This window comes from Paenarthrobacter sp. RAF54_2, assembly GCF_052113945.1.
In the GTDB taxonomy this organism is placed as follows: Bacteria; Actinomycetota; Actinomycetes; order Actinomycetales; family Micrococcaceae; genus Arthrobacter.
Genome location: NZ_JBFRDV010000009.1, coordinates 1 through 19,160 on the forward strand (window position 1 = coordinate 1; position 19,160 = coordinate 19,160).

Sequence of the window (19,160 nt, forward strand, 5' to 3'; positions counted from 1 at the left end):
AGATCCGGTCCGGTGGGATTACTATCCGTGGTGAGTCGGGGGTTGGTGGCGACGTTCATGGCGGTGGTGAGGGTTTCGTATTGTTCGGCGGTGGCGAAGATTTCGATGTGGTGGAGCCCGTGGCGGCGTCGGCGACGGAAGAACGCGCCTTGGAGTTGGCGGAGAACTTCCTCGGACGGTTCGGGACCGTCTTGGTCGATCGAATCGACCCAGCGTTTGGCCATTTTGGTGACGAAGTCCGGGTCGGTTTCCACTGCTGTTGCGGTGAGGGCGTGTTCCATCCGGGTGAGGATGTCGTCGTCGGCGAGGAGGCGGACATTTTCCAGTGCGCTGCTGATGATGGTCGCGGACCGGGTGGGTATCTGTGTGGTTTCGAGGGCCTGGGCCAGGATTTCGCGGCGGGGCGGGATGTGTTGCCCGGCGATTCCGGTCCGCGGGAGGACCTCGCCGGCCAGGGCGAGCCGGCGGTTGGCTTCGCTTTTGCTGATCCGCAGGCTCGCGCGCAGGAATTCCGCGGCGTTCCGGTAGCCATCATCCGCCACCGCAGCAGCGTCTGCCGCAGTAACAACTACTGCCGAAGCCACAACACCTGGCCCCGCAGTAGTAGCGGATCCATCAGGAGCATCGGATCCAGCAACAGCCCCGGCTGAGTCCGAGCCGGTGGTTCCGGGGTTGGTCCAGCCTGTCTGCCATCCCGTGCCCGCCGCGGAGGAGGGCCGCGACTGCTGGGCTTGAGTGCGGGTCCGCTCCACGGCGTGTGCCGCGACAACCTGCAGGTACTCCACGGTCCGGGCAATCTCCTCCACCCGCCCGGCGAATCCCGCAGCCTCGGTAAACCCGAATGTCAGGGCACCGCCTACGGTGAAGGAACGCAGGGATTCCAACGCCTCAACGCTGTCAGCCAGCGCACCCTCAAGTCCCAGCGCACCGTCAAGCCCGTGGGAAACGCTAAACCTAGGGAAATCGTCAGTTCCCGGGGAAACAGAGGCGACTTCAGGAGCGATTTCAGGGTCCACTTCACCAATGGGGGCGAAGGATTGCGGTTCAACGCCGCGAACCAGCTCGACTTCACGGTCCACTTCATCAGGCTCAGAGACGGGCCCTGGTTCAATGCCGCGAAGCAGCCAAATGCCCCTGGGGTTGTCCGAATCGGTGACTACCGCTGTCGGGCTTTCATGGGCCGCCAGCTCGCTGGCAGGAACGGTGTGGCTTGCTCGGGGAACTCTTCGGGGGCGCAACGCGGCGCCAGGCATCGCTGCCCGACGCGCCAGAATCTCCCCAATGCTTGCCATGAATAAACCCTCTCATCAGGGTCTGACATTTTTAGGGCCCAGCGCCGCTGGCCCCGGTGCGCAAGATTTCCAACCGTCTCGATGGATCAACCATGTGTCCAGAGCCAGACATTTTTGCTCCACGGATTGGCGTGGGCCCGGTTTCAGATTGCCCCTGAGATATCAATAGACTGACGCGGCCCGGACATGTGCAGTTCAGCACGGACCGGGCGCTTTCTGAAACCGAATTGGGGACCCATATTTTGACCACTACAGCACCAAAAGTCACCGTTGTCGTACCGACTTACAATGAACGGGAGAATCTTCCGCTACTGACGTCCCAGCTTGATTCACTGGGCATTCCGAATCTCCACGTGCTCATTGTCGATGACAGTTCCCCAGATGGGACAGGGGAGGTCGCAGACAGGTTGGCAAAGTAATCGAACGGCGCCGTTTCCGTGCTGCATCGGGCTGAAAAGGATGGTTTGGGCCGAGCGTACGTGGCTGGGATGACCCGGGCGTTGGCACAAGATGCAGAAATTGTCATCCAAATGGACGCTGATTTATCCCATCCGGTGGCAGCAATCCCAGCCATGATTGACAAGATTCTGAAGGAGAATGCCGACGTTGTTATCGGCTCGCGTTATATTGCCGGGGGCTCTACGGCGTCGGAATGGCCCTGGCACCGAAAGGCCCTCTCCGCTTGGGCCAACTTCTACGTGAGTGTGATCCTGGGGTTGAAAGTGAAGGACTGCACGGCTGGGTATAAAGCCTGGAGCGCTTTAGCCCTCGGCCTTATTGACGTCTCAACGATCAAGAGCGATGGCTATTCCTTCCAAGTCGAGATGTACTACAGGGCCGCTCAGCGGGCCCTCGAGATCACCGAGGTGCCCATTCATTTTGAAGAACGCGTGGAGGGGGCTTCCAAAATGAATCTCCGGGAGCAGCTCGAATCTGCGCTGACACCATGGAAGCTTCGCCTGAAACGTGATAGTCGCGTTCTAGTGCCCAAGGGCTAGGAGACTGCTGAATAAGGTGGTTGGGGCGGGCGGAACGCCACCAATGGCCGTCTAGCGAAGTGTTCTGGTCAGCACCCTTGGGTGCGACAACGGGGTCGTTCCGCCCGCTTACACTTATTCTGCCTCAGATCCGGGGCGTCATCCAGCGATTTTTTGTCGATGGCCCATCGGACGGTGCCTGCGGTTGGATAGGAACAGTCATAGCAACCAGCCCCACGAGTCCAGCCGACGCACCCCACGGCGCGACTAATTCAGCAGCCTCCTGGCGGCCAGCTCCCGCGCTACTGTCCTCCGTACAACGCCGCCTCGAGCAGCCGGTCAAAGCTGGCGGTTCCACTGCTCACCGGAGCAACCGTGATGACTGCGAGGAGTTTCTCGGAGCCGTCTTCCTTGGCACTGGCGACCCTCTTCACGTGCAGCCGCAAACCGGGAACCCCGTTGATGAGCAGTGGAAGCTGTTCGCCGCTCTTGATCAATTTGCGTAGCTGCTTTGTGGAGACCTTGTCGTCGGAGCTTCCGGTTAGCTCCGCGAGGGTGTCGTTGATCCGTTTTGCCAAGCCGCGCATCAGGCTCCTCTGGGCGGCGATGGTCGGAATGGTAAGGATCGCAGCGAACACGGCTGTGAATATCGCCGCGGGGATGAAGCTTCTCAGGGCAGCCATGAAGATCATCAGGACCAGCCACAGGATCACAGCAAGGATGCTGAAAGTGACAAATTTGATGATGGGTTTGTCGCCGGGTTTCCTCATCCAGCGCACGATTTCAACAGCGTCGGGCGTGTTCTCCATCGTCAGGATTCCTTCACTTCCAGGAGTGCCTCGGCCAGAATTACTGCCTCGCGTGCTTCCTTAAGATCATTCCGCAATCCCAGATCGGGGACCTTCGCGGCGCCACCGCCGGTACCAGCAAGTTCATAGAGGGCCTTGCTCAGGTTTTCGCGGTCCTGTGACAACCTACGGGACGTATCCAGTTTGGCTCTGCTGACTTCAAGCTCCCGGACCGACCGGCCGATGGCGTCGAGTCGTCCTTGCATGAGTGACAGTTTCTCTGTGAGCCGCAGAACCTGTGCACTGTGCATTGACTCCATCTGAACAGCAGTTCGTTGGAGCTCATTGAGGGCCGCCGACGTCTGCGGCTCGCTGGAATGACGGGCTAGTTCCTCATTGACGCGGACCAATCTCCGTTCCCAACCACGAAGGGCCCGTTGATATCGTCCCAAGAGCAGCGAGACCGCAGTCAACGCCTTGTCCAAGGCCCTCGCCCGGGTGCTCAGGCTTGTGGTCGCCGCATCCAGCCGAGCAAGGAACGCGGCGTAATTGTCCGGGGGAGGGACCTTGTTGTGGGGATCCATGAGTCACCTGCGCCCGATGCCGTTGCAACCAGGTTTGGTTCGGTTCAACGCTCCCCAAACGCCCATGTCAAGAGAATAGAGGGTCCCCGCCCGTTGGCATAGGGCCCGTATTCACAGCCAGCGGTCAGTATTGACCCTTGATCACGAAGTACGAACCCCGGATCACCCCTGCCAGCTTGGATTTCTGGCGGGCGAACTTGAAGCGCGATTCCAGTTCTTCCGGAATGTCCATGCCGTCGGTGAGTTTGAAACCGACCGCCCGCTTCCCGCCGTCCTCGATGCTGTACATGACGTTGATGGACAGCCCTGACTCGTAGAACACGTAATCCATGCGCAAACCGTCCACTTCGAAGGCCGTCGCCTCCAAGGGGCGGGACTCGATGACGATGTCCCGCTCTTCCTTCAGGATCCGGCTTACCCGATCTACTACTTCAGGGACTTCACTGGCGGGGCTCACGGTGAAGTCGTGGTCGTATTTGTTCTTGTAGTAACGGGCCTCGTTGGCGCGCAACCCTGCGAGCGCCTCGGCAACCGGAGAAGACTCCAGGCCCTCGGTGGAAACGTTCTTGAAGTCAACGATGTACGGCAATTGCTCTCCTCGTCAGATGTCTTGGGACCAACCCTAACGTCCCACACTGACACCGCGCCGTACTTGGGCAAGGAATTTGGGTGAGGGAAACGCACGACGGCGGGAGGTCGCCGTCGTGCGTTTGTCGAAGCAGGTATCGGGAGGGACTCCCTCCTGATACCCCTTTGGCCTAGCGTGGAGCCTATGGATAATCGAGCGGAGGTCCGCGAATTTCTGATCTCTCGGCGTGCCCAGGTGGCCCCTCAGCAGGTTGGACTGCCCGCCGGCACGAACCGGCGTGTGAAGGGTTTGCGGCGAAGTGAAGTAGCCACACTTGCCGGTTTGAGCGTGGAGTATTACACGCGCCTCGAGCGGGGCGCGATCAGCGGAGCTTCCCCGCAGGTGCTTGAGAGCATCGCCAGGGCGTTGTGCCTGGACGACGCCGAGCGGGCCCACTTATTCGACCTCGCCCACGCGGCCAGTCCGGTGGCAAGGCCGCCACGGCGGCGCAACTCCAGGTCCTATGTTCCGCATCAGAGCCTGCAATGGGCGCTGGATGCTGTCACCGCTGGTCCGGCGTTCGTTCGCAATGGCCGGATGGATCTGCTGGCGGTCAATCCTTTGGCGCGGGCCTTCTATAAGGACTGCTATGACATGCCAGGCCAACCACCGAACATCGCGCGCTTCACGTTCTTGGATGAACGCGCTCATGATTTCTATCCTGATTGGGATGCGTTCGCCGAGGTGACCGTGTCAATCCTGCGGACCGAAGCCGGTCGCGATCCCCACAACAAGGAACTTCATGACCTCATCGGTGAGTTGGGTACTCGCAGCGATGAGTTCCGGAAACGCTGGGGTGCGCACAACGTCCGCCATCATGGGACGGGTTTCAAGACGTTCAATCACCCCGTTGTGGGCGAGCTGACGCTTGCTTTTGAAGGGTTGGAGATGGCCGCTGAGCCCGGCCTGACCCTCACGATCTACAGTGCGGAACCGGGGTCGCCTTCCGCGGAGCGCCTGCAGTTGCTCGCCTCGTGGGCTGCCAGCGAGTACGGCACCACAGCTCAAGCTGAGCCTGAGAGGGCTGCCTCGGACGGCTGAGGTGACCGTTCTTTCCGCCACAGAATGGTGAGCGGGAGAAAATACAGTGCCGCTATGCAGGTACCCACCAGCACCGGACCCGTGGCGCCGAGCGCCGACTCAAGTGCGAAGCCTGCGATCCACGATCCCACTGCGGTGCCGAGGTTGAACGAGGACGTGCTGAGGGCCGAGGCGAGCGTGGGCGCGTGGTGCGCATAACCGACGGCTTTGCCTATGAGGATGGGGTTGGTTGCCATGCCGAACAGGCCCAGCAAGAAGATCAGGATCACCGTCAGCACGGCGTTGCGAGAGAGCAAGCAGAGAGCGCCGAGCACTAGAAACGTCATCGCTGCCGATACAAACAGCGCCGTGAATGGGCGGTGCGCGCCAAAATGGCCACCGAGGTTGGAACCGACGAACGCTCCGACGCCGTAGCCCACGAGAACCAGCGGAACCGCTGCTGCCCCCATCCCCGTGTTCTGTGTCAGGAGCGGAGAGATGAAGCTGTATGCCGCAAGGGATGATCCACACACGATTGCGCAACCTGCAAGAACAAGCCAAATCCTGGCATCCCGCATGCTCGCGATCTCCGCCCGAACTGAGGGGACGGGACCGGAGGGAGGCTCGACGCCGACCAAACGGTAAACAACAATTGCCGCCGTGAGTGCCAGGACGGTGAGGATCCAGAATGGACCCCGCCAACCGATCGACTGGCCGGCAAACGCCCCCAACGGAACACCGATCACGTTGGCCAGCATGCCGCCGCTCAAAACCACGCCCAGGGCGCGGGAGGCTGAAGCGGCACCGGCCGCCTTCGCACCCACGACGGCGGCGACGGCCCAGAACGCGCCAGTGGCCAGAGCCGTCAGGAACCGGGCACCGAGTATCACTGCGAAGTCGGTGGTGAGCGCGACGATGACGTGCCCGACGGCGAAAACCACTAACGCGAGACTGAGCGTGACGCGTCGCGGCATCTTGAGGGTGAGGATCGACATGGTGGGCGTTCCAACGATCATGCCAACCGCGAAGACGGTAATCATCAGCCCGGCATTTCCTACCGTGATACCCAGATCCAGGGCGATCTCTGGAAGGATCCCTGCCACCACGAATTCTGTGGTGCCCATGAGGAACACGCCCGCAGCCAGCACGTAGGTAACAAGCGGCAGGCGACGGGTTCTTTGTGCGCCCCAAGTATCAGTGGTCATGGTTCCAGACCATCACAGGCGCCGGGCCTGAGGGAGTCCCGGTTGTTGGGGGTTCTCGGAGGGACTCTTTTCGGCAGCCAGGAAAATGTGCGCTAGTCCGGTATCTCCATCTGGAACCCACACTCATCGCAATGCAGCACCCGGGTATTCAAGTAGGTCTCAAGCTCCGGATCTGCCCGGCCTGTGGCGCCTGAGGAAATCAGGTGGAGTTTCCCGGGGCCCGTGTGCATAGGCACCCCACAGTGGAGACGGTGGCGTCCGAATTGCAGAACGCCCAGGGGTTCATCCGAGCGGATCAGGACATCGGCGACGTCGGCCACTTCCGCTGCGTGGGACCGCGAGAATCCGCAAGCTTGGCATCGGTACTCCACATGGATCAACCCTGCGGCAGATCCGGGGGCTTTACCGCCGGTTTGGATGAGTTCGATGGTTTCGATGAGGAGGTGCTCATCCGTTCCGCACTGATCGCAGAAGGGCTCGGAAGGCAAGGGGAAGAGGGGAAAAGGAGGGTGGGCTGACTGCGCAGGCATGATCAATCCTGTGACAAGAGGAGACCGGATACCTTGGGCACAAGTACGATTTCTCCGCTTTGAGCCTAGACGCCGCGGGCTCTGGATGACAAGGGTTCGGGTGAAAACGCCCGACGGCGGGAGGTCGCCGTCGGGCGTTTATCCAGCCACTGGTCCTACCGCAGAAGCCCACGCGATGGGACGATTTCCTTATGGGCGATGAAGAGAAGAAGAGCCCCGGCGTGCCCGAGGGCGCAGGGTCAGAGGAACGCGATCAGTGGCAGGATACCGACGCTGGATCTCCGACCACACAACAGATGAGGACTATCGGCCAGCGTCGGCGGGAGGCCGAGCGCAAGCTGGATCAACATTTGGAGGAAGCCAAGCACAAGGCTGAAGCCGCGGATCCGGACGATCAAAAGACGGAATCGTAACTGCAGCCTTTTTCAGCGGCTGGTTTCGGGGCGCTTTCTTGGCGCTGGATGATCAGTGCCCGGGCCGCTTTCGGAGATGGCCTGTTGTGGGAGCTGGTCGGTACCTTGTTCCGGGTGTTTCGGGCTGCGCAACGGCGTGTCACTGCCGTGGGCTTCGCCGTGATGGAGTTGCAGGGCGCAGTGGATCAGCGGAAAGTGGCTGAACGCCTGGGGAGTATTGCCGAGTTGGCGCTGGGTTCTGGGATCCCATTCCTCGCTGAGCAGCCCGACATCGTTGCGGAGCGTAAGCAGCCGCTCGAACAACGCCGTTGCCTGGCCGGTATGGCCAATGCCCAGTAGCGCATCCACCAGCCAGAACGAGCACGCAAGGAAGACTCCCTCTTCGCCGGGCAGGCCGTCGTGGCCTGACTCGGTTCGGTAGCGCAGTACCAGGCCGTCCTCGGTCAGGCCTTCCTGAATGGCTTTGACCGTTCCCGCGACGCGTGGGTGGCGGTGCCCCAGGAAGCCAACGCGGGGGATCAAGAGCAGGCTGGCGTCCAGTTCCTTGCTGCCGTAGGACTGTACAAAGCTGTTGAGCTCTTGATCGAAACCGCGGGTCATAACCTCCGAGTGGATTTGCCTGCGAAGCGCCGCCCAGCGGTCCGCGGGACCGGGCAACCCCGAGGTTCTTACGGCCTTGACCATGCGATCTGCAGCTACCCATGCCATGACTTTGGAATGCGTGAAATGCCTGCGGGGGCCTCGCATCTCCCACAGCCCGTTGTCCGGCTGGTCCCAAGCCCCTTCCAGGTACTCCATCAACGCCACTTGGATGTCCCAGGACGTGTCAACGGTGCCCGGCGGGGAAGCTGCCCTGGTCAGCGAGAGCCCGTCCAACACCTCACCCCAAACGTCTAATTGCAGCTGGGGAGCCGCAGCGTTGCCGGTGCGGACCGGCATGGAATTTTCGTAGCCCGAAAGCCACGGGATCTCGGCCTCCGGCAGTCTGCGGGCGCCGTCCAGGCCGTAAACGATCTGCAGCTCGGAAGGATCGCCCGCCACAGCACGGAGCAGCCATTCCCGCCAAGCTGCCGCTTCTTCCGTGTATCCGGCGGCAAGCAACGACTGCAGGGTCAGTGTTGCATCCCGTAGCCAGCAATAGCGGTAGTCCCAATTACGGGAACCGCCCAGTTGCTCGGGGAGGGACGTTGTAGCAGCCGCAACGATGCCTCCCGTCGGGGCATATGTCAGGGCCTTGAGGGTGATGAGGGATCGCTCCACCGGATCCTTGTACTTGCCCTCCATCTCGCTTCGGTCAATCCACTCGCGCCAGAAGGACTCCGTGGCGTGAAATGCTTTGGCGGCGTCGATACGCCGGGGCTCCGGCTCGTGGCTTGGTGCCCAGCGAAGCACGAACGGGATGCGTTCCCCGGCCCGCACTGTGAACTCACTGATCGTGCGCCTGTCCTGGCCCTTGAGCGGAGCGGGCGTGGTGAGATACGCGGAGTCGGGCCCCGCCACGGCGCTGATTCCGTGCTTGTTGCGCCGTACCCACGGCACCACGCGACCGTAGTCGAAACGGAGAATCAATTCCCCGCGCATGGCCACCTCGCCGGACAGGCCTTCCACGATCCGAACGAGATCTACAGCGTCATCCCGGACGGGCATGAAGTCGGTGACACGGACTGCGCCGCCGTCCACTTCCCATTCCGTTTCCAGGATCAGGGTGTCCGGACGGTAGCGGCGCCGGGTGCAGTTTCCACTGTTCCGGGCCCCTGCATCTGCCGGCGCGAGGAGCCATCGACCAGCTTCAGGGGTGTGCAACAAGGCGGCGAAACACGCGGGGGAGTCAAAACGGGGCAGGCACATCCAGTCGATGGATCCATCGCGGGCCACCAAGGCGGCCGTGTTCAAGTCCCCGATGATTGCATAGTCCTCAATTCTGGCCATGGCATCAGATCCTTAAATCGGACGGCGTCTCGAGTATGCCCTGACCGTACCCTTTTGCCTTACGCACCTCAACGGCTGCGGAGGTCATTCGCCTGCTGCGCCGGCATCGTCCATCAATCGGCCGAGGCCGTCAAGAATCAGGTTCAGTCCAAAGTCGAATTCGTCGCCGAAGTCGTAGCCGGGTTGGAGGACATGCTCGACGGCGATCTCCACCATCCGCGGGTACTCCCCGGTTGAGAATCGCTCCATGATGGGGGCGGTGATTTCGGCTGCGGTATCCCGGCCTTCAAACGGCAAGGCTGCCTCCTGGAGGGCGAAACCGTAGATGTAACTGTCCAGCGCTGCGTACGCGTGGGCGGTCAGTTGGATGGAGAATCCTGCTTCCCGCAAGGTGGCCAGCGTCGCTTCGTGGTGTCGGAGTGTTGCGGGGCCAGGGGAGGAGCGGCTTTCCAGCAGACCCACCGCCCACGGATGCCGGGTAAGGGCGCCGCGCATGGCGTGTGCCCGGTCGTGCATTTCCTCCCGCCAGTTACCGGACGGGGAGGGCAACTCAACTTCGCTGAACACCATGTCCACGATGCCGTCCAGGATCTCGTCCTTGTTGGCCACGTAGTAGTACAGGGACATCGGCTTGGTGCCCATGCTTTGCGCGAGTGAGCGGATGGTCAGCGCCGATATCCCCGACTCGTCCGCGAGTTCCACGGCGCATGCGAGAACCCTTTCGCGGCTGAGCGGAAGGCGCTCCGGGCTTGCGGTGGGCACTGGATCTCCTCTGGGTGTTCCGTTTTAGTACATTGTACGGTAGCGTTATTAGTACAGCGTACGAAAAGTAGCTGAAGCCCTGAAAGGAACGGCCATGACCACTGGTCAGCAAGCCAAGGAAACGCCAGCATCCAACGTAGCGCCCACTTCGGAAGACACCATGCAGGCCGTAGTGCAGGATGCCTACGGATCCGCCGACGTCCTTCGTTTGACGCGGATCCCCAAGCCGGAGATTGCGGGCAATGAGGTGCTGGTGCGTGTCCATTCTGCGGGTCTGGACCGTGGGACCTGGCACGTCATGCATGGGAAGCCTTACGCCCTGCGTCTGGCCTTTGGGTTCCGAGGACCCAAGAATCCGGTACCTGGGCTCGATCTCGCCGGGACGGTCGAGGCCGTGGGACCGGAGGTAACCCGCTACGCCGTTGGCAACCACGTCTTCGGCGTGGGCAAGGGTTCCTTCGCTCAGTACGCCGTAGCCGGGGAAGACCACCTCGCCCTCAAGCCTGCCGGCATCAGCTTCGAACAAGCAGCAGTGGTTCCCGTTTCAGCCTGTACCGCCCTCCAGGCGCTTCGTGCAGGTGGTATTGCAGGTGGGGTAGAAATGGGGACACCAGCAGGGCAAACCGCGACGGGCCTCAAAGTGCTGATCACCGGTGCGTCCGGCGGAGTTGGCGGATACGCGGTGCAGTTCGCCAAAGCCGCGGGTGCTGAAGTTACCGGGGTCTGCAGTGACGGCAAGATGGACCATGTGCTGTCCCTCGGTGCCGACCACGTGATCGATTACGCCAAACAGAACTTCGCCGACGGGTCTAGGCGTTATGACGTGATCATCGATCTCGCGGGAAACCCCAGCCTGAAACGCCTTCGCCGCGCGCTCACCCACAGCGGAACGGCAGTTCTTACTGGTGGTGAGGAGGGTGGACCGCTAACTGGTGGCATGGACAGGCAGTTCCGGGCATTGGCACTGTCCCCCTTCATCAGTCAAAAGCTGACCATGATTGTTGGCGCGGAGCGTTCGGAGGACCTTGAGTCCCTCGCCGAGCTCCTCCAGGCCGGAACCATCGTCCCGGCCATCGATCGAAGCTATCCCCTTCATCAGGTTCCCGAAGCCATGCGGTACTTCGACGCTGGTAAAACCCGCGGAAAGATTGCCATCACCATGTGACTTTCCGGTCAGCAACGAACGTTGTCCGTGAGCCGGTCACAACGCACGACGGCGGCAGGTCGACGTCGTGCGTTTGCGTGAAGTCTGGAATCAACGCGGCCCGCATGCTACGACTGTTCCGGGGAGCGAACCCGGCGAGCCCAAGGAGCAAATCATGGCTGAAGAAAAGCCTGTCCTCGTGGTCGGTGCCACCGGCTACCTTGGCAGTCAGGTGGTTGATGCACTGCTCAAACGCGGCAAGAGCGTCCGGGCGCTTGTCCGGGTAAAATCCAACGCGGGCAAGCTCGAAGCCAAGGGTGTCGAAATTGTCCGGGGCGACATGCTTGACGTTGCGTCCTTGATCCATGCGATGACAGGTGTAGCCGGCGTCATTTCGACGGCCGCCGGATATACGCGGAACGACAAGAACGCCAACGCGATCGATACCTTTGGGTACAGCAACCTGGCCGTCGCCGCCCAACAAACGGGCGTTCCCAGGTTCGTTCTCATCAGCATCCTCACCTGTCACCTGACACCCCAGGTGCCGCACTTTTGGCACAAGAAACAGGCCGAGGACACGTTCGAACAGCTGGGCGTTCCTTTCGTGGCGCTTCGTCCGGGTGCGTTCTTCGACCAGACCGCAGGGATGGGCGGTGATCCTCTGGCGAAGGGGCGCGTCATGTGGATCGGTTCGAAGGACACCCCGCTGACCTTCGTCCTCACGAGCGACCTCGCGGGTTACCTGGCGGATGCCGTGGATGTGGAGATAGTTAATGGCGAACGCATCGACATCGGCTGGACCCGGCCCGTCAGCATGTCAGAAGCGGCGGGTCTCCTGTCCAAGCATGGCGAGGCGGACGGCAAGGACATCAAGATCATGGCCGTTCCGACGCCGGTGCTCAAGGGCTTGGGCAAAGTCACCTCGCGCTTTGCCCCACTGGTAAGCGATATGGCCAGCATGTCGGCGTGGTTCGAGACGGGCCGATACGTTGCCAACACCAGCCGGCAAGCTGAAGTTTTTGGTCCGCCGCCCACTCCCGAGGACGCCATCGCGCGGTTCGCAGCGGGCTTCGGGCACTGACCAGCGGCCACTCCGAGCACGCGTGGTAGGCGAACAATGACGGGCACAATCTTTCGCGCCCCGCAAATTGGGAAGTATGCTTACGATATCGACGCAGTTCCGTGATCACCCGTTCGCGGCCCGGTCGGAAGTGAGAGGAGCACGACATGAGAATAGGTTCTTCCATAGCACTGATCGCCATTGGAGCGATTCTGGCCTTTGCGCTTGCCCCCGGACTCATCCCCTTCGTGGACCAAGTCCTGATCGGCTACATCCTCATGGCTGTAGGCGTATTGGGCCTGATTATTTCCATCATCATGGCAGGCCGCACGCGGCGTACTGACCATGTCGTGGAGCGGCGTGATGCTCCAGAGACCATCATCGACCGGCGCCCGCGTCCCGAAGTTTAGCTCTCTCTAAAGCAAGAAAAACGCACGACGGCGGGAGGTCGCCGTCGTGCGTTTTTCTTGCGTCCAGTCCGGGCCGAAAAGCTCTGACGGAGGGCCGCCGTCGTTCCCCTCAGGTCAGTGGTGTTTCCCAGGCGAATCCGTCAGGATCGGTAAAGGTGCCTGCATCACCGCTGATGAGGAGCCGGTGAGAGCCGGTGCCGTCAGGTGACACGCCGGCGGTCTTGGCCAGCGCCCCGCGTTTGTTGAGCGTCAGCTTGACGGGACCGGTATCAAACTCCACGTACCGGCTGCCGAAACTCTTGGCCATGGTGAGGCCTCGGTCGAGATAGAACTGTTTGCTGGCAGCCACATCCGCGACTCCCAGTTGGAGCACTATCGCATCGATCTGCAGATCGGCCGGGCCAGTGTCTTTCTTTGACGAGGATGCGACTGTCCAGATCGTGCCGTCCGGAGCTTGGACTGCTCCGCCGTACCCCCACAGGGATTTGGCGGCTGGCTTGATGACAGTCGCGCCGGCGTCGCGGGCGTTGCCGATAAGACTGTTTACGGTGGCCGGCTGGGAGACGACAAGCGACATCGTAAATCCGCGAAAGCCCGTGGTCGGCGCCTCGGATGAACGTACCTGAACCCTGCTGCCCATGCTGAAAACATCATTGTAGAAGGCCTCCGCCACCTGAATGGCGGGAGCGACCTCGATAATTACAGATTCGATGGCTGCCATGTCAGTCATCCTAGTGAAGAACCAGTGGTCACGGCTGAACACCACGTAGGCTGCTGACATGGAGAAGTCATTCGACGTAGAACTCGTAAATCAGGATGAGTACTTGGTGCGCTGGGCATCCGAAGGGCAGACCGGGGAATCCGTCTTCCGGATCACCCCTGAATTCCTGTCCGAGGCCGGGCTGGACGGCCAGGACGGGCAGTTCATTACTGAAGAGACGGCCAACTTTCTGGCCGAGCACCAACCCGTGATCGACTTCCCCCAGACCATGGACCTGGAGGAGATTGCCGCAGCTTACCCCGACTTCGCACAACAACTGCGGAGCCGGCTTGAGGCACGCTGACCTAACCCACTGACTCGTCCACGGGGAGGTCGTACTGCAGATGCCCGCGGTGCACCCTCACTCCGGCCGTAGGGACGTGGGGGACCAGCTTGGCTCCTGGCATGAGATGACTGACGGGCAGTGAGTCCAGCAGAACGCAATGATCTGCGATGAGACGGCGATGGCAGCGCCACCAGAGCGTTTCGCTGCACATGATGGCGGTCTTTTGGTCAGCCGCATCCGCCAAAAGCTGACTCAGGGCTGCGGTGAACTCAGCTGTGTTCTTCCGAAGTGAGGGTATTTCCGTCTTCCCGGGCCAATCCGAACGTCCACTAACGACGCCACGCCAGCCGCCTGCAAAAGGTCCACAAAGTCGGCCTGGGGTGTGGCGCCGTGCCCAACAGTCAGCAGTTTCTGCTCGTTCGGCATCGGCTTGCTCAGCATTGGAACTGGACGTCAAACTCTTCCGGCTTCCGTCCGCTCGAGGCCGTTGCGGCGTCGAGCACGGCCTGGGCCGCCTTTTCCAGCCGGGAAACGTGAAGCACCAGCCCGGGGATTTGCACCACGCGAAGTTCAAACCAGCCGTCCGTGGCCAGCGTTACTCTCGCGGTCAGGGTGATTGCGTTGGCCCGGCAGGCTTCGGTCGTCACTAGTCGGGAGCCAACAAGTGTGAGAGCCAAGCTGACCTCCAGGGCAGCGGAGCGAAAGGCGCCAGCTGCTTGACTCACTTGAGCATACAGAAACTGGCATGTGGAATATCAATAACATTCGCGGAGTTTCCGGGTTGTGTCAGCTGTCCACGTCGGCCGTCAGAAGCTCACCATTGAAGTACTCCAGCTTCCAGCCATCGGAGGCGTGGTGATGCGCGAGATTCAGTACGGCATTGTGGACGCTGTCCAGCGTGCGTCCAATCGCGCGGCTCAGTGACAGTCGGATCAACGTACCGTGGGTTACCACCAGGACGCGCTGCCCCGAAAATTCCTGTGCCAATTGTTCCAGGGCATCCATGCCGCGGCTGGCTGCGTCATCATCGCTCTCGCCCCCGCGGAAACCGCCTGGGATGCGAAGTGCCTCGAGTTCAGGCCCGGCTTGCAGCCCTTCTGCCGGTCCGAAGCTTCGCTCAATAAGCTCCGGAACCCGCCGGGCGACCCGAAGGCCCAGGCCTTCTGCAATCAGGTCGGCGGTTTCTGCGGCACGGCTCAAAGGTGAGGAAACGATTGCGTCCCATTGGTAATTGGCCAAAGTGGCAACGGCGTCACGCGCCTGTTGGCGTCCGACGTCGTTCAGAGGAATGTCAGTGGCCCCCTGCAGCCGACGCTCCGCGTTCCAGTTGGTCTGGCCATGGCGGACGAGGGCGAAGGTAGTAAGGGTCATGCCTTCCATTGTGCCTTCCGGCCGTCCAGGCCGCAGTTCCGTGCGTCACGTAAGGAAAACGTCCGACGGCGGGAGGTCGCCGTCGGACGCTTGTTGCCGTTGGTGTCAGGCGGCGTCGTGGATAGTGATCCGGTAGCCGTCCGGATCTGCAAAGGTGAAGGTGCGCCCGAATGGCCCATCGATGGGTGCTGCCGTGATCTGCGTGCCATGGGCGGAGAGCGCGTCGTGGAGTTCCTGGGCGTCCGTTGCCCGCAGCCACAAGGCAATTCCTTCGCCGGGTTGCGGGAGCGAATCCAGCTCGGTTTCCGGCAGTGGCTCCCGCACCGCAAAGGCGACCGGCTTGGTATCGAAAACAACTGCATGCGGCGGACCGGCCACCGAGCGCGTCAGCCCGAGTTGCTGCTCGTAGAACAGTGCCGAACGTTCAAGGTCGCGGACCTGCAGCGAAATGAAATCTGGACCGATTGTTGCCATGCTTGCTCTCCTAGTTATGTCAGTATGTTGACATGAACAAGCTATGTCAGAATATTGACATGAGTCAAGACGGCAGTGGCGTGGACCTGGACACCTCCCTGGGCTATCTCCTGAAGCAAGTGCACAGCGCTTTGCGGAGCGCAATGGACACTGCCCTCCGGCCCCTCGGGATGACAGTGGCGCAGTACGCATGCCTTGAACTCCTGGCGCAACGGCCCGGCCTCTCCAATTCCGAGCTTGCCCGCGGCGCCTTCGTGTCGCGGCAGTCAATGAACGTGCTTCTCCAGGCGCTCGAGCGGGACGGGTTGGTTTCCCGGTCGGAGCAGCCTGTTGCCGGGCGGGCACTCCCCGTGAAGCTAACTCCGCTCGGAAGCAAGCGATTGAAGGCAGCCAGTGCGGCCGCGAATGAAGTGGAGGGCCGATTGCGGCAGGGCCTGACGGCGGACGAGCAGCAGCATTTGCGGGCCCTGCTCGGCTCGCGGCTGGCGGAACTCGGAGGAGACTGAGCGAGGTCCTCATGGATGGCCCGTTTCCCTTCCGAGCCAATACTAAGTATCCTGATGACTTATCTGGTGAATCCCGGATGATGCTGTTTGACGCAGGACTGCTCAAGCCGTAGCGGTTACGCCGAACAGGGCGGCCGCGCGGCTCTCGTGAAAGTTTGATCGGCGGCGTTGCCTGGTAGCAACGGACACTGTTAGGGTCCGATGCACACAAGGTGGGCCTGAAGGGCGTGACAATTCGTGGGCAACAATGACGAGGCCGTGGAGTTCCACGTGACCGATTCCAGTGCGGCTGCCACCATCATCGATGGCCGCTACCAGCTGGGACCTGTTTTGGGCCGGGGAGCCATGTCCACGGTGTACCGCGCCGCGGACTTGCTCCTTGGCCGGGACGTAGCAATCAAGATCTTTCTGCCTGGCTCTGGCGACGACTCGTTCAGGGCCCGTCAGGAAACCGAGATGCGGCTGCTCGCCGGCTTTGACCATCCTGGCCTGGTGGCCGCCTTCGATGCGGGCGTTGATACCCGCAATGACGAAGAGCGCGCCTACCTCGTCATGGAACTCGCAGGGGGCCGTGACCTGAAGGCCGTATTGTCCGACGGGCCCCTGACGCATCCCGAAACCACGCGCATTGGCGAGCGACTGGCTGGCGCCCTTGCCCAGGTGCATGCCCAAGGAGTTATTCACCGCGACATCAAGCCGGCAAACATCCTGGTTTCCGAGGGGCCCGATGGCACCGAATCTGTGAAACTGGCTGATTTCGGAGTCGCCTTGGTCATGGAGGACAACCGCCTCACCGCCACTGGGTTCACTGTCGGCACAGCCCAGTACCTCAGCCCGGAGCAGGCACAAGGCCTGCACCTGACGCCGGCCAGCGACATCTACTCTTTGGGTTTGGTGCTCCTGGAGTGCCTCACAGGCAAGCCCGAATACCCTGGAACTCCGGTAGAGACGGCCTCGGCCCGCCTTCACCGGGCACCCGAGATCCCGGAAGACCTCCCCAACGGGCTGCGCGGACTCCTCCAGGCGATGACGGACATGGACCCTGAACGACGCCCGACGGCCTCGGAGGTCGAGGAAGTCTTGGCAGGCCGACGTCGGAAGCTGCCGCCTATGGCAACGGCAATCTTGCCGTCGGTGCCAGCAGCCCCATCGCTGGCACCGGTGCCGGCTGTGCCGTCACGGCCGCCGCATGTCCAGGTTTCGAGTCGCGGTCCGGCAGCTACGGCACCGGGAAGGCGTGCTTCCGCTACTGGTTCAAAGACTCTCGGAAAGAGGCCGAAGATCCTCGCCGGGCTGGTTGCGGCGGCCCTCGCCGTTCCTGTCGGGCTCGCGTTGGTCACTAATGGCGTCTTTTCGGCAGAGACTTCAGCCGAGCCCACACGACAGGTGGATCCTGGTGTCTCCGTCATTGAGTCCCAGCCGAGTGGGCCGGCTCCCGTGGAGACTGCACCGCCAGCGGTTGCACCTGCCGTCGAAGTCGTGGATGTTCCAGATCAGCCAGCGGTTCCGGTGCCAGCCGTTAAAGCCCCTGAGCCTGCCCAAGATGGTGCAAATACCGAGCCCCAAGACGTCGCGGATGCCAAGAGCGGCGGAAAGAGCGGCGCCAGGTCCGAAAAGGGCAAGGGGAACGGTCGGGGGTAACGCCTTTGGTGGGAAACGCGCGACGGCGGCAGGTCGCCGTCGTACGTTTTCTTGCGTTGCGTGCCGCTATAGTTCGGCTGGGAAGCTCACTGCCACCGTGGTTCCGCCGCCGGCTGTCTCGGAGAGTGTGAGTTCGCCGCCGTGGGCCTTGGCGATGCTGCTGCAGGTGGCGAGTCCCAGGCCGGAGCCAGGTCCGTCACCTTCGCGGCGCAGGCGCACCAATGGTTCCAGGACCTTGGCCCGGTCCGCCGCGTGGATGCCCTTTCCGTTGTCGGCCACGAAGATGGTGGCGCCATGGTAATTGGAGACGCCGCTGATCCGGACGTGCAAATCCCTTTCGGGGCTGCGATAGTTCATGGCGTTGGACAGCAGATTCTGTAGCAATGTGCGCAGTTGGCCCTTGTCTGCCTGGAGATTCAGGTCCCGCACTTCAAGGATGTCGTCCTCGATGCCCAGGTCCCGGGCCACCTCGCCTGCTGCCTCTTTAAGTGAGACCCGCTGTGGCTGGATGCCGCCGCCCACCCTCGAATAACTCAGGACGTCTTCCAGCATCCCCAGCATTCGGCGGCCACTCGCCCCGATCCGGCTCAGGTATTTAGCTGCCACGCTGTCTGCTTGGACGTCGGGATCATCCTCCACCAACTCCACGTAACCCAGGATGGTGGTGAGCGGAATGCGAAGATCATGGCTGACACGGCCCGCGAACCCAGCCAACTTGGCATTGCTCTCCCGCAGCTCGGCATAGGTGCGATCCAGCTGGATGGTGCGGTGCTGCAGCTCCAACAGTTCCACCACCTGCTTGGCGAGGACCTCCAGCATGCTGACTTGCTCGGGTCGTATCTCCATGGCCTTATCGGAAAAGACGCACAAGGTACCGGGAACGAATCCTGATTCTGTTTGCAGTGGAACCGAAGCGTAGAACCGAACCCTGCCCAATTCACCGGTGACGAATGGGTTGTCGGCGGATCGTGGATCCAGCGAAGCGTCGGGGATAACGGTGATCTCGCGGGAGAGAAACACCTTGGCACACATGGAATCTTCTCGTGAGCACATGCCCGGTTCCACGCCCCACGCACCAATTTGGTATTGGTACTCGGCGCTGATGATGTTGACTACCCCGAAAGGGGCGCCGCAAAGCTCAGTGGCAAGGCGCACGAGGTTCTGCAGCGCGCTCATTATGGCGGCGTTGGGAAGCAGGGTGGAATCCTCGCCGGGGTCCAGGCCGTACTCCCGCAACTCCAGATCCCGGCTAAAGTCTCCGGTGAAGGCCAGTTGGCCTTTTACACCTTTCATCAAGAATTTCCCCCAGGCTTCTTTAGGATTCCTTGCCGATCCTACCGGGAGGTTAGTGCGGTTGGATTGTCACACGGTTTGGGTCGG

General features: G+C 61.7%; 23 protein-coding genes and 2 pseudogenes. 10 read left to right on the forward strand and 15 right to left on the reverse strand.

The genetic code is table 11. The annotated features are described in order from the left end of the window. Nucleotides 1–1,292 (reverse strand): DUF222 domain-containing protein (locus AB4Y87_RS10830; RefSeq protein WP_442004350.1); only part of this gene is annotated, 1,292 nt, incomplete at its 3' end. Between the two features lie 188 nt (nucleotides 1,293–1,480). On the opposite strand from AB4Y87_RS10830, the pseudogene AB4Y87_RS10835 reads away from it, so the two are divergent. After that, nucleotides 1,481–2,290, forward strand: a pseudogene (locus AB4Y87_RS10835) (polyprenol monophosphomannose synthase). A 281-nt stretch (nucleotides 2,291–2,571) separates the two neighbouring features. Here AB4Y87_RS10835 and AB4Y87_RS10840 read toward each other — a convergent pair. The 3 genes from AB4Y87_RS10840 to AB4Y87_RS10850 all read right to left on the reverse strand — a co-directional run bounded on the left by AB4Y87_RS10840 (nucleotide 2,572) and on the right by AB4Y87_RS10850 (nucleotide 4,230). After that, the gene (locus AB4Y87_RS10840; RefSeq protein ID WP_442004351.1) at nucleotides 2,572–3,078 is read right to left on the reverse strand and encodes a hypothetical protein; all 507 of its coding nucleotides are present in this window, start codon (nucleotides 3,076–3,078) and stop codon (nucleotides 2,572–2,574) included. A 2-nt stretch (nucleotides 3,079–3,080) separates the two neighbouring features. Then, complete coding sequence (locus tag AB4Y87_RS10845; protein ID WP_442004352.1) at nucleotides 3,081–3,641, reverse strand: hypothetical protein; 561 nt, start codon at nucleotides 3,639–3,641, stop codon at nucleotides 3,081–3,083. A gap of 124 nt (nucleotides 3,642–3,765) precedes the next feature. After that, entirely contained in the window at nucleotides 3,766–4,230 is a 465-nt protein-coding gene (locus AB4Y87_RS10850; protein WP_442004353.1) for a phage tail protein, read from the reverse strand. Nucleotides 4,231–4,413: 183 nt separating this feature from the next. On the opposite strand from AB4Y87_RS10850, the gene AB4Y87_RS10855 reads away from it, so the two are divergent. Beyond that, a complete protein-coding gene (locus AB4Y87_RS10855) occupies nucleotides 4,414–5,310 on the forward strand; it encodes a helix-turn-helix transcriptional regulator (RefSeq protein WP_442004354.1) in 897 nt (298 codons plus the stop codon). On the opposite strand, the gene AB4Y87_RS10860 is transcribed toward AB4Y87_RS10855, so the two are convergent. Continuing rightward, the gene (locus AB4Y87_RS10860; RefSeq protein WP_442004355.1) at nucleotides 5,274–6,494 is read right to left on the reverse strand and encodes an MFS transporter; all 1,221 of its coding nucleotides are present in this window, start codon (nucleotides 6,492–6,494) and stop codon (nucleotides 5,274–5,276) included. The genes AB4Y87_RS10855 and AB4Y87_RS10860 overlap by 37 nt on opposite strands. A gap of 92 nt (nucleotides 6,495–6,586) precedes the next feature. Next, nucleotides 6,587–7,024 (reverse strand): hypothetical protein, encoded by a 438-nt coding sequence (locus AB4Y87_RS10865; RefSeq protein ID WP_442004356.1) that lies wholly within the window; start codon nucleotides 7,022–7,024, stop codon nucleotides 6,587–6,589. Here AB4Y87_RS10865 and AB4Y87_RS10870 point away from each other — a divergent pair. Together AB4Y87_RS10870 and AB4Y87_RS10875 are read left to right on the forward strand one after the other, a co-directional pair. Continuing rightward, the gene (locus tag AB4Y87_RS10870) at nucleotides 7,023–7,226 is read left to right on the forward strand and encodes a PH domain-containing protein (RefSeq protein ID WP_442004357.1); all 204 of its coding nucleotides are present in this window, start codon (nucleotides 7,023–7,025) and stop codon (nucleotides 7,224–7,226) included. The genes AB4Y87_RS10865 and AB4Y87_RS10870 overlap by 2 nt on opposite strands. Continuing rightward, a complete protein-coding gene (locus tag AB4Y87_RS10875) occupies nucleotides 7,216–7,437 on the forward strand; it encodes a hypothetical protein (RefSeq protein ID WP_442004358.1) in 222 nt (73 codons plus the stop codon). The genes AB4Y87_RS10870 and AB4Y87_RS10875 overlap by 11 nt, the downstream gene beginning before the upstream one ends. 12 nt (nucleotides 7,438–7,449) lie before the next feature. Here AB4Y87_RS10875 and AB4Y87_RS10880 read toward each other — a convergent pair whose 3' ends face one another. Continuing rightward, complete coding sequence (locus AB4Y87_RS10880; protein ID WP_442004359.1) at nucleotides 7,450–9,366, reverse strand: glycoside hydrolase family 15 protein; 1,917 nt, start codon at nucleotides 9,364–9,366, stop codon at nucleotides 7,450–7,452. Between the two features lie 84 nt (nucleotides 9,367–9,450). Next, nucleotides 9,451–10,128: a TetR/AcrR family transcriptional regulator C-terminal domain-containing protein gene (locus AB4Y87_RS10885; protein WP_442004360.1), complete on the reverse strand. Its 678-nt coding sequence runs from the start codon at nucleotides 10,126–10,128 to the stop codon at nucleotides 9,451–9,453. 94 nt (nucleotides 10,129–10,222) lie between these two features. Between AB4Y87_RS10885 and AB4Y87_RS10890 the strand changes: the two genes are divergently transcribed. From AB4Y87_RS10890 to AB4Y87_RS10900, 3 genes are all read left to right on the forward strand, one after another. Beyond that, a complete protein-coding gene (locus AB4Y87_RS10890; protein WP_442004361.1) occupies nucleotides 10,223–11,293 on the forward strand; it encodes an NAD(P)-dependent alcohol dehydrogenase in 1,071 nt (356 codons plus the stop codon). Between the two features lie 154 nt (nucleotides 11,294–11,447). Then, nucleotides 11,448–12,353, forward strand: coding sequence for an SDR family oxidoreductase (locus AB4Y87_RS10895; RefSeq protein WP_442004362.1), 906 nt, complete (start codon nucleotides 11,448–11,450; stop codon nucleotides 12,351–12,353). Between the two features lie 146 nt (nucleotides 12,354–12,499). Then, the gene (locus AB4Y87_RS10900) at nucleotides 12,500–12,742 is read left to right on the forward strand and encodes a DUF6458 family protein (protein WP_431117140.1); all 243 of its coding nucleotides are present in this window, start codon (nucleotides 12,500–12,502) and stop codon (nucleotides 12,740–12,742) included. Nucleotides 12,743–12,851: 109 nt separating this feature from the next. On the opposite strand, the gene AB4Y87_RS10905 is transcribed toward AB4Y87_RS10900, so the two are convergent. Beyond that, the gene (locus AB4Y87_RS10905; protein ID WP_442004363.1) at nucleotides 12,852–13,463 is read right to left on the reverse strand and encodes a glyoxalase; all 612 of its coding nucleotides are present in this window, start codon (nucleotides 13,461–13,463) and stop codon (nucleotides 12,852–12,854) included. Nucleotides 13,464–13,521: 58 nt separating this feature from the next. Between AB4Y87_RS10905 and AB4Y87_RS10910 the strand changes: the two genes are divergently transcribed. After that, entirely contained in the window at nucleotides 13,522–13,806 is a 285-nt protein-coding gene (locus tag AB4Y87_RS10910) for a hypothetical protein (RefSeq protein WP_442004364.1), read from the forward strand. A 1-nt stretch (nucleotide 13,807) separates the two neighbouring features. Here the strand turns inward: AB4Y87_RS10910 and AB4Y87_RS10915 are convergent, their stop codons facing one another. From AB4Y87_RS10915 to AB4Y87_RS10935, 5 genes and pseudogenes are all read right to left on the reverse strand, one after another. Further along, nucleotides 13,808–13,999 (reverse strand): hypothetical protein, encoded by a 192-nt coding sequence (locus AB4Y87_RS10915; RefSeq protein ID WP_442004524.1) that lies wholly within the window; start codon nucleotides 13,997–13,999, stop codon nucleotides 13,808–13,810. Between the two features lie 3 nt (nucleotides 14,000–14,002). Beyond that, nucleotides 14,003–14,245: pseudogene (locus tag AB4Y87_RS10920) on the reverse strand (hypothetical protein); the annotation flags it as partial. Then, nucleotides 14,223–14,513 carry a hypothetical protein gene (locus AB4Y87_RS10925; protein WP_442004365.1) on the reverse strand — a complete coding sequence of 97 codons (291 nt, stop codon included), beginning with the start codon at nucleotides 14,511–14,513 and terminating at the stop codon, nucleotides 14,223–14,225. The pseudogene AB4Y87_RS10920 and the gene AB4Y87_RS10925, both read right to left, overlap by 23 nt. A gap of 61 nt (nucleotides 14,514–14,574) precedes the next feature. Continuing rightward, the gene (locus AB4Y87_RS10930; protein WP_442004366.1) at nucleotides 14,575–15,168 is read right to left on the reverse strand and encodes a histidine phosphatase family protein; all 594 of its coding nucleotides are present in this window, start codon (nucleotides 15,166–15,168) and stop codon (nucleotides 14,575–14,577) included. A gap of 96 nt (nucleotides 15,169–15,264) precedes the next feature. Beyond that, entirely contained in the window at nucleotides 15,265–15,633 is a 369-nt protein-coding gene (locus AB4Y87_RS10935; RefSeq protein ID WP_442004367.1) for a VOC family protein, read from the reverse strand. Between the two features lie 59 nt (nucleotides 15,634–15,692). On the opposite strand from AB4Y87_RS10935, the gene AB4Y87_RS10940 reads away from it, so the two are divergent. Beyond that, nucleotides 15,693–16,139 carry a MarR family winged helix-turn-helix transcriptional regulator gene (locus AB4Y87_RS10940; protein WP_442004368.1) on the forward strand — a complete coding sequence of 149 codons (447 nt, stop codon included), beginning with the start codon at nucleotides 15,693–15,695 and terminating at the stop codon, nucleotides 16,137–16,139. A 237-nt stretch (nucleotides 16,140–16,376) separates the two neighbouring features. After that, complete coding sequence (locus AB4Y87_RS10945; RefSeq protein WP_442004369.1) at nucleotides 16,377–17,780, forward strand: protein kinase domain-containing protein; 1,404 nt, start codon at nucleotides 16,377–16,379, stop codon at nucleotides 17,778–17,780. Nucleotides 17,781–17,846: 66 nt separating this feature from the next. Here the strand turns inward: AB4Y87_RS10945 and AB4Y87_RS10950 are convergent, their stop codons facing one another. Next, nucleotides 17,847–19,073, reverse strand: a complete 1,227-nt coding sequence (locus AB4Y87_RS10950; protein WP_442004370.1) for a GAF domain-containing sensor histidine kinase — start codon at nucleotides 19,071–19,073, stop codon at nucleotides 17,847–17,849. Nucleotides 19,074–19,160 lie beyond the last annotated feature (87 nt).

What these genes read in the sequence shown, in the direction of transcription:
- AB4Y87_RS10940 (WP_442004368.1), top strand. Translation starts at nt 15,693, where the DNA reads ATGAGTCAAGACGGCAGTGGCGTGGACCTGGACACCTCCCTGGGCTAT.
- AB4Y87_RS10910 (WP_442004364.1), top strand. Translation starts at nt 13,522, where the DNA reads ATGGAGAAGTCATTCGACGTAGAACTCGTAAATCAGGATGAGTACTTG.
- AB4Y87_RS10890 (WP_442004361.1), top strand. Translation starts at nt 10,223, where the DNA reads ATGACCACTGGTCAGCAAGCCAAGGAAACGCCAGCATCCAACGTAGCG.
- AB4Y87_RS10905 (WP_442004363.1), bottom strand. Translation starts at nt 13,463, where the DNA reads ATGGCAGCCATCGAATCTGTAATTATCGAGGTCGCTCCCGCCATTCAG.
- AB4Y87_RS10870 (WP_442004357.1), top strand. Translation starts at nt 7,023, where the DNA reads ATGATCAATCCTGTGACAAGAGGAGACCGGATACCTTGGGCACAAGTA.
- AB4Y87_RS10950 (WP_442004370.1), bottom strand. Translation starts at nt 19,073, where the DNA reads ATGAAAGGTGTAAAAGGCCAACTGGCCTTCACCGGAGACTTTAGCCGG.
- AB4Y87_RS10855 (WP_442004354.1), top strand. Translation starts at nt 4,414, where the DNA reads ATGGATAATCGAGCGGAGGTCCGCGAATTTCTGATCTCTCGGCGTGCC.
- AB4Y87_RS10930 (WP_442004366.1), bottom strand. Translation starts at nt 15,168, where the DNA reads ATGGAAGGCATGACCCTTACTACCTTCGCCCTCGTCCGCCATGGCCAG.
- AB4Y87_RS10915 (WP_442004524.1), bottom strand. Translation starts at nt 13,999, where the DNA reads ATGTGCAGCGAAACGCTCTGGTGGCGCTGCCATCGCCGTCTCATCGCA.
- AB4Y87_RS10900 (WP_431117140.1), top strand. Translation starts at nt 12,500, where the DNA reads ATGAGAATAGGTTCTTCCATAGCACTGATCGCCATTGGAGCGATTCTG.
- AB4Y87_RS10860 (WP_442004355.1), bottom strand. Translation starts at nt 6,494, where the DNA reads ATGACCACTGATACTTGGGGCGCACAAAGAACCCGTCGCCTGCCGCTT.
- AB4Y87_RS10880 (WP_442004359.1), bottom strand. Translation starts at nt 9,366, where the DNA reads ATGGCCAGAATTGAGGACTATGCAATCATCGGGGACTTGAACACGGCC.
- AB4Y87_RS10840 (WP_442004351.1), bottom strand. Translation starts at nt 3,078, where the DNA reads ATGGAGAACACGCCCGACGCTGTTGAAATCGTGCGCTGGATGAGGAAA.
- AB4Y87_RS10845 (WP_442004352.1), bottom strand. Translation starts at nt 3,641, where the DNA reads ATGGATCCCCACAACAAGGTCCCTCCCCCGGACAATTACGCCGCGTTC.
- AB4Y87_RS10865 (WP_442004356.1), bottom strand. Translation starts at nt 7,024, where the DNA reads ATGCCTGCGCAGTCAGCCCACCCTCCTTTTCCCCTCTTCCCCTTGCCT.
- AB4Y87_RS10875 (WP_442004358.1), top strand. Translation starts at nt 7,216, where the DNA reads ATGGGCGATGAAGAGAAGAAGAGCCCCGGCGTGCCCGAGGGCGCAGGG.
- AB4Y87_RS10895 (WP_442004362.1), top strand. Translation starts at nt 11,448, where the DNA reads ATGGCTGAAGAAAAGCCTGTCCTCGTGGTCGGTGCCACCGGCTACCTT.
- AB4Y87_RS10935 (WP_442004367.1), bottom strand. Translation starts at nt 15,633, where the DNA reads ATGGCAACAATCGGTCCAGATTTCATTTCGCTGCAGGTCCGCGACCTT.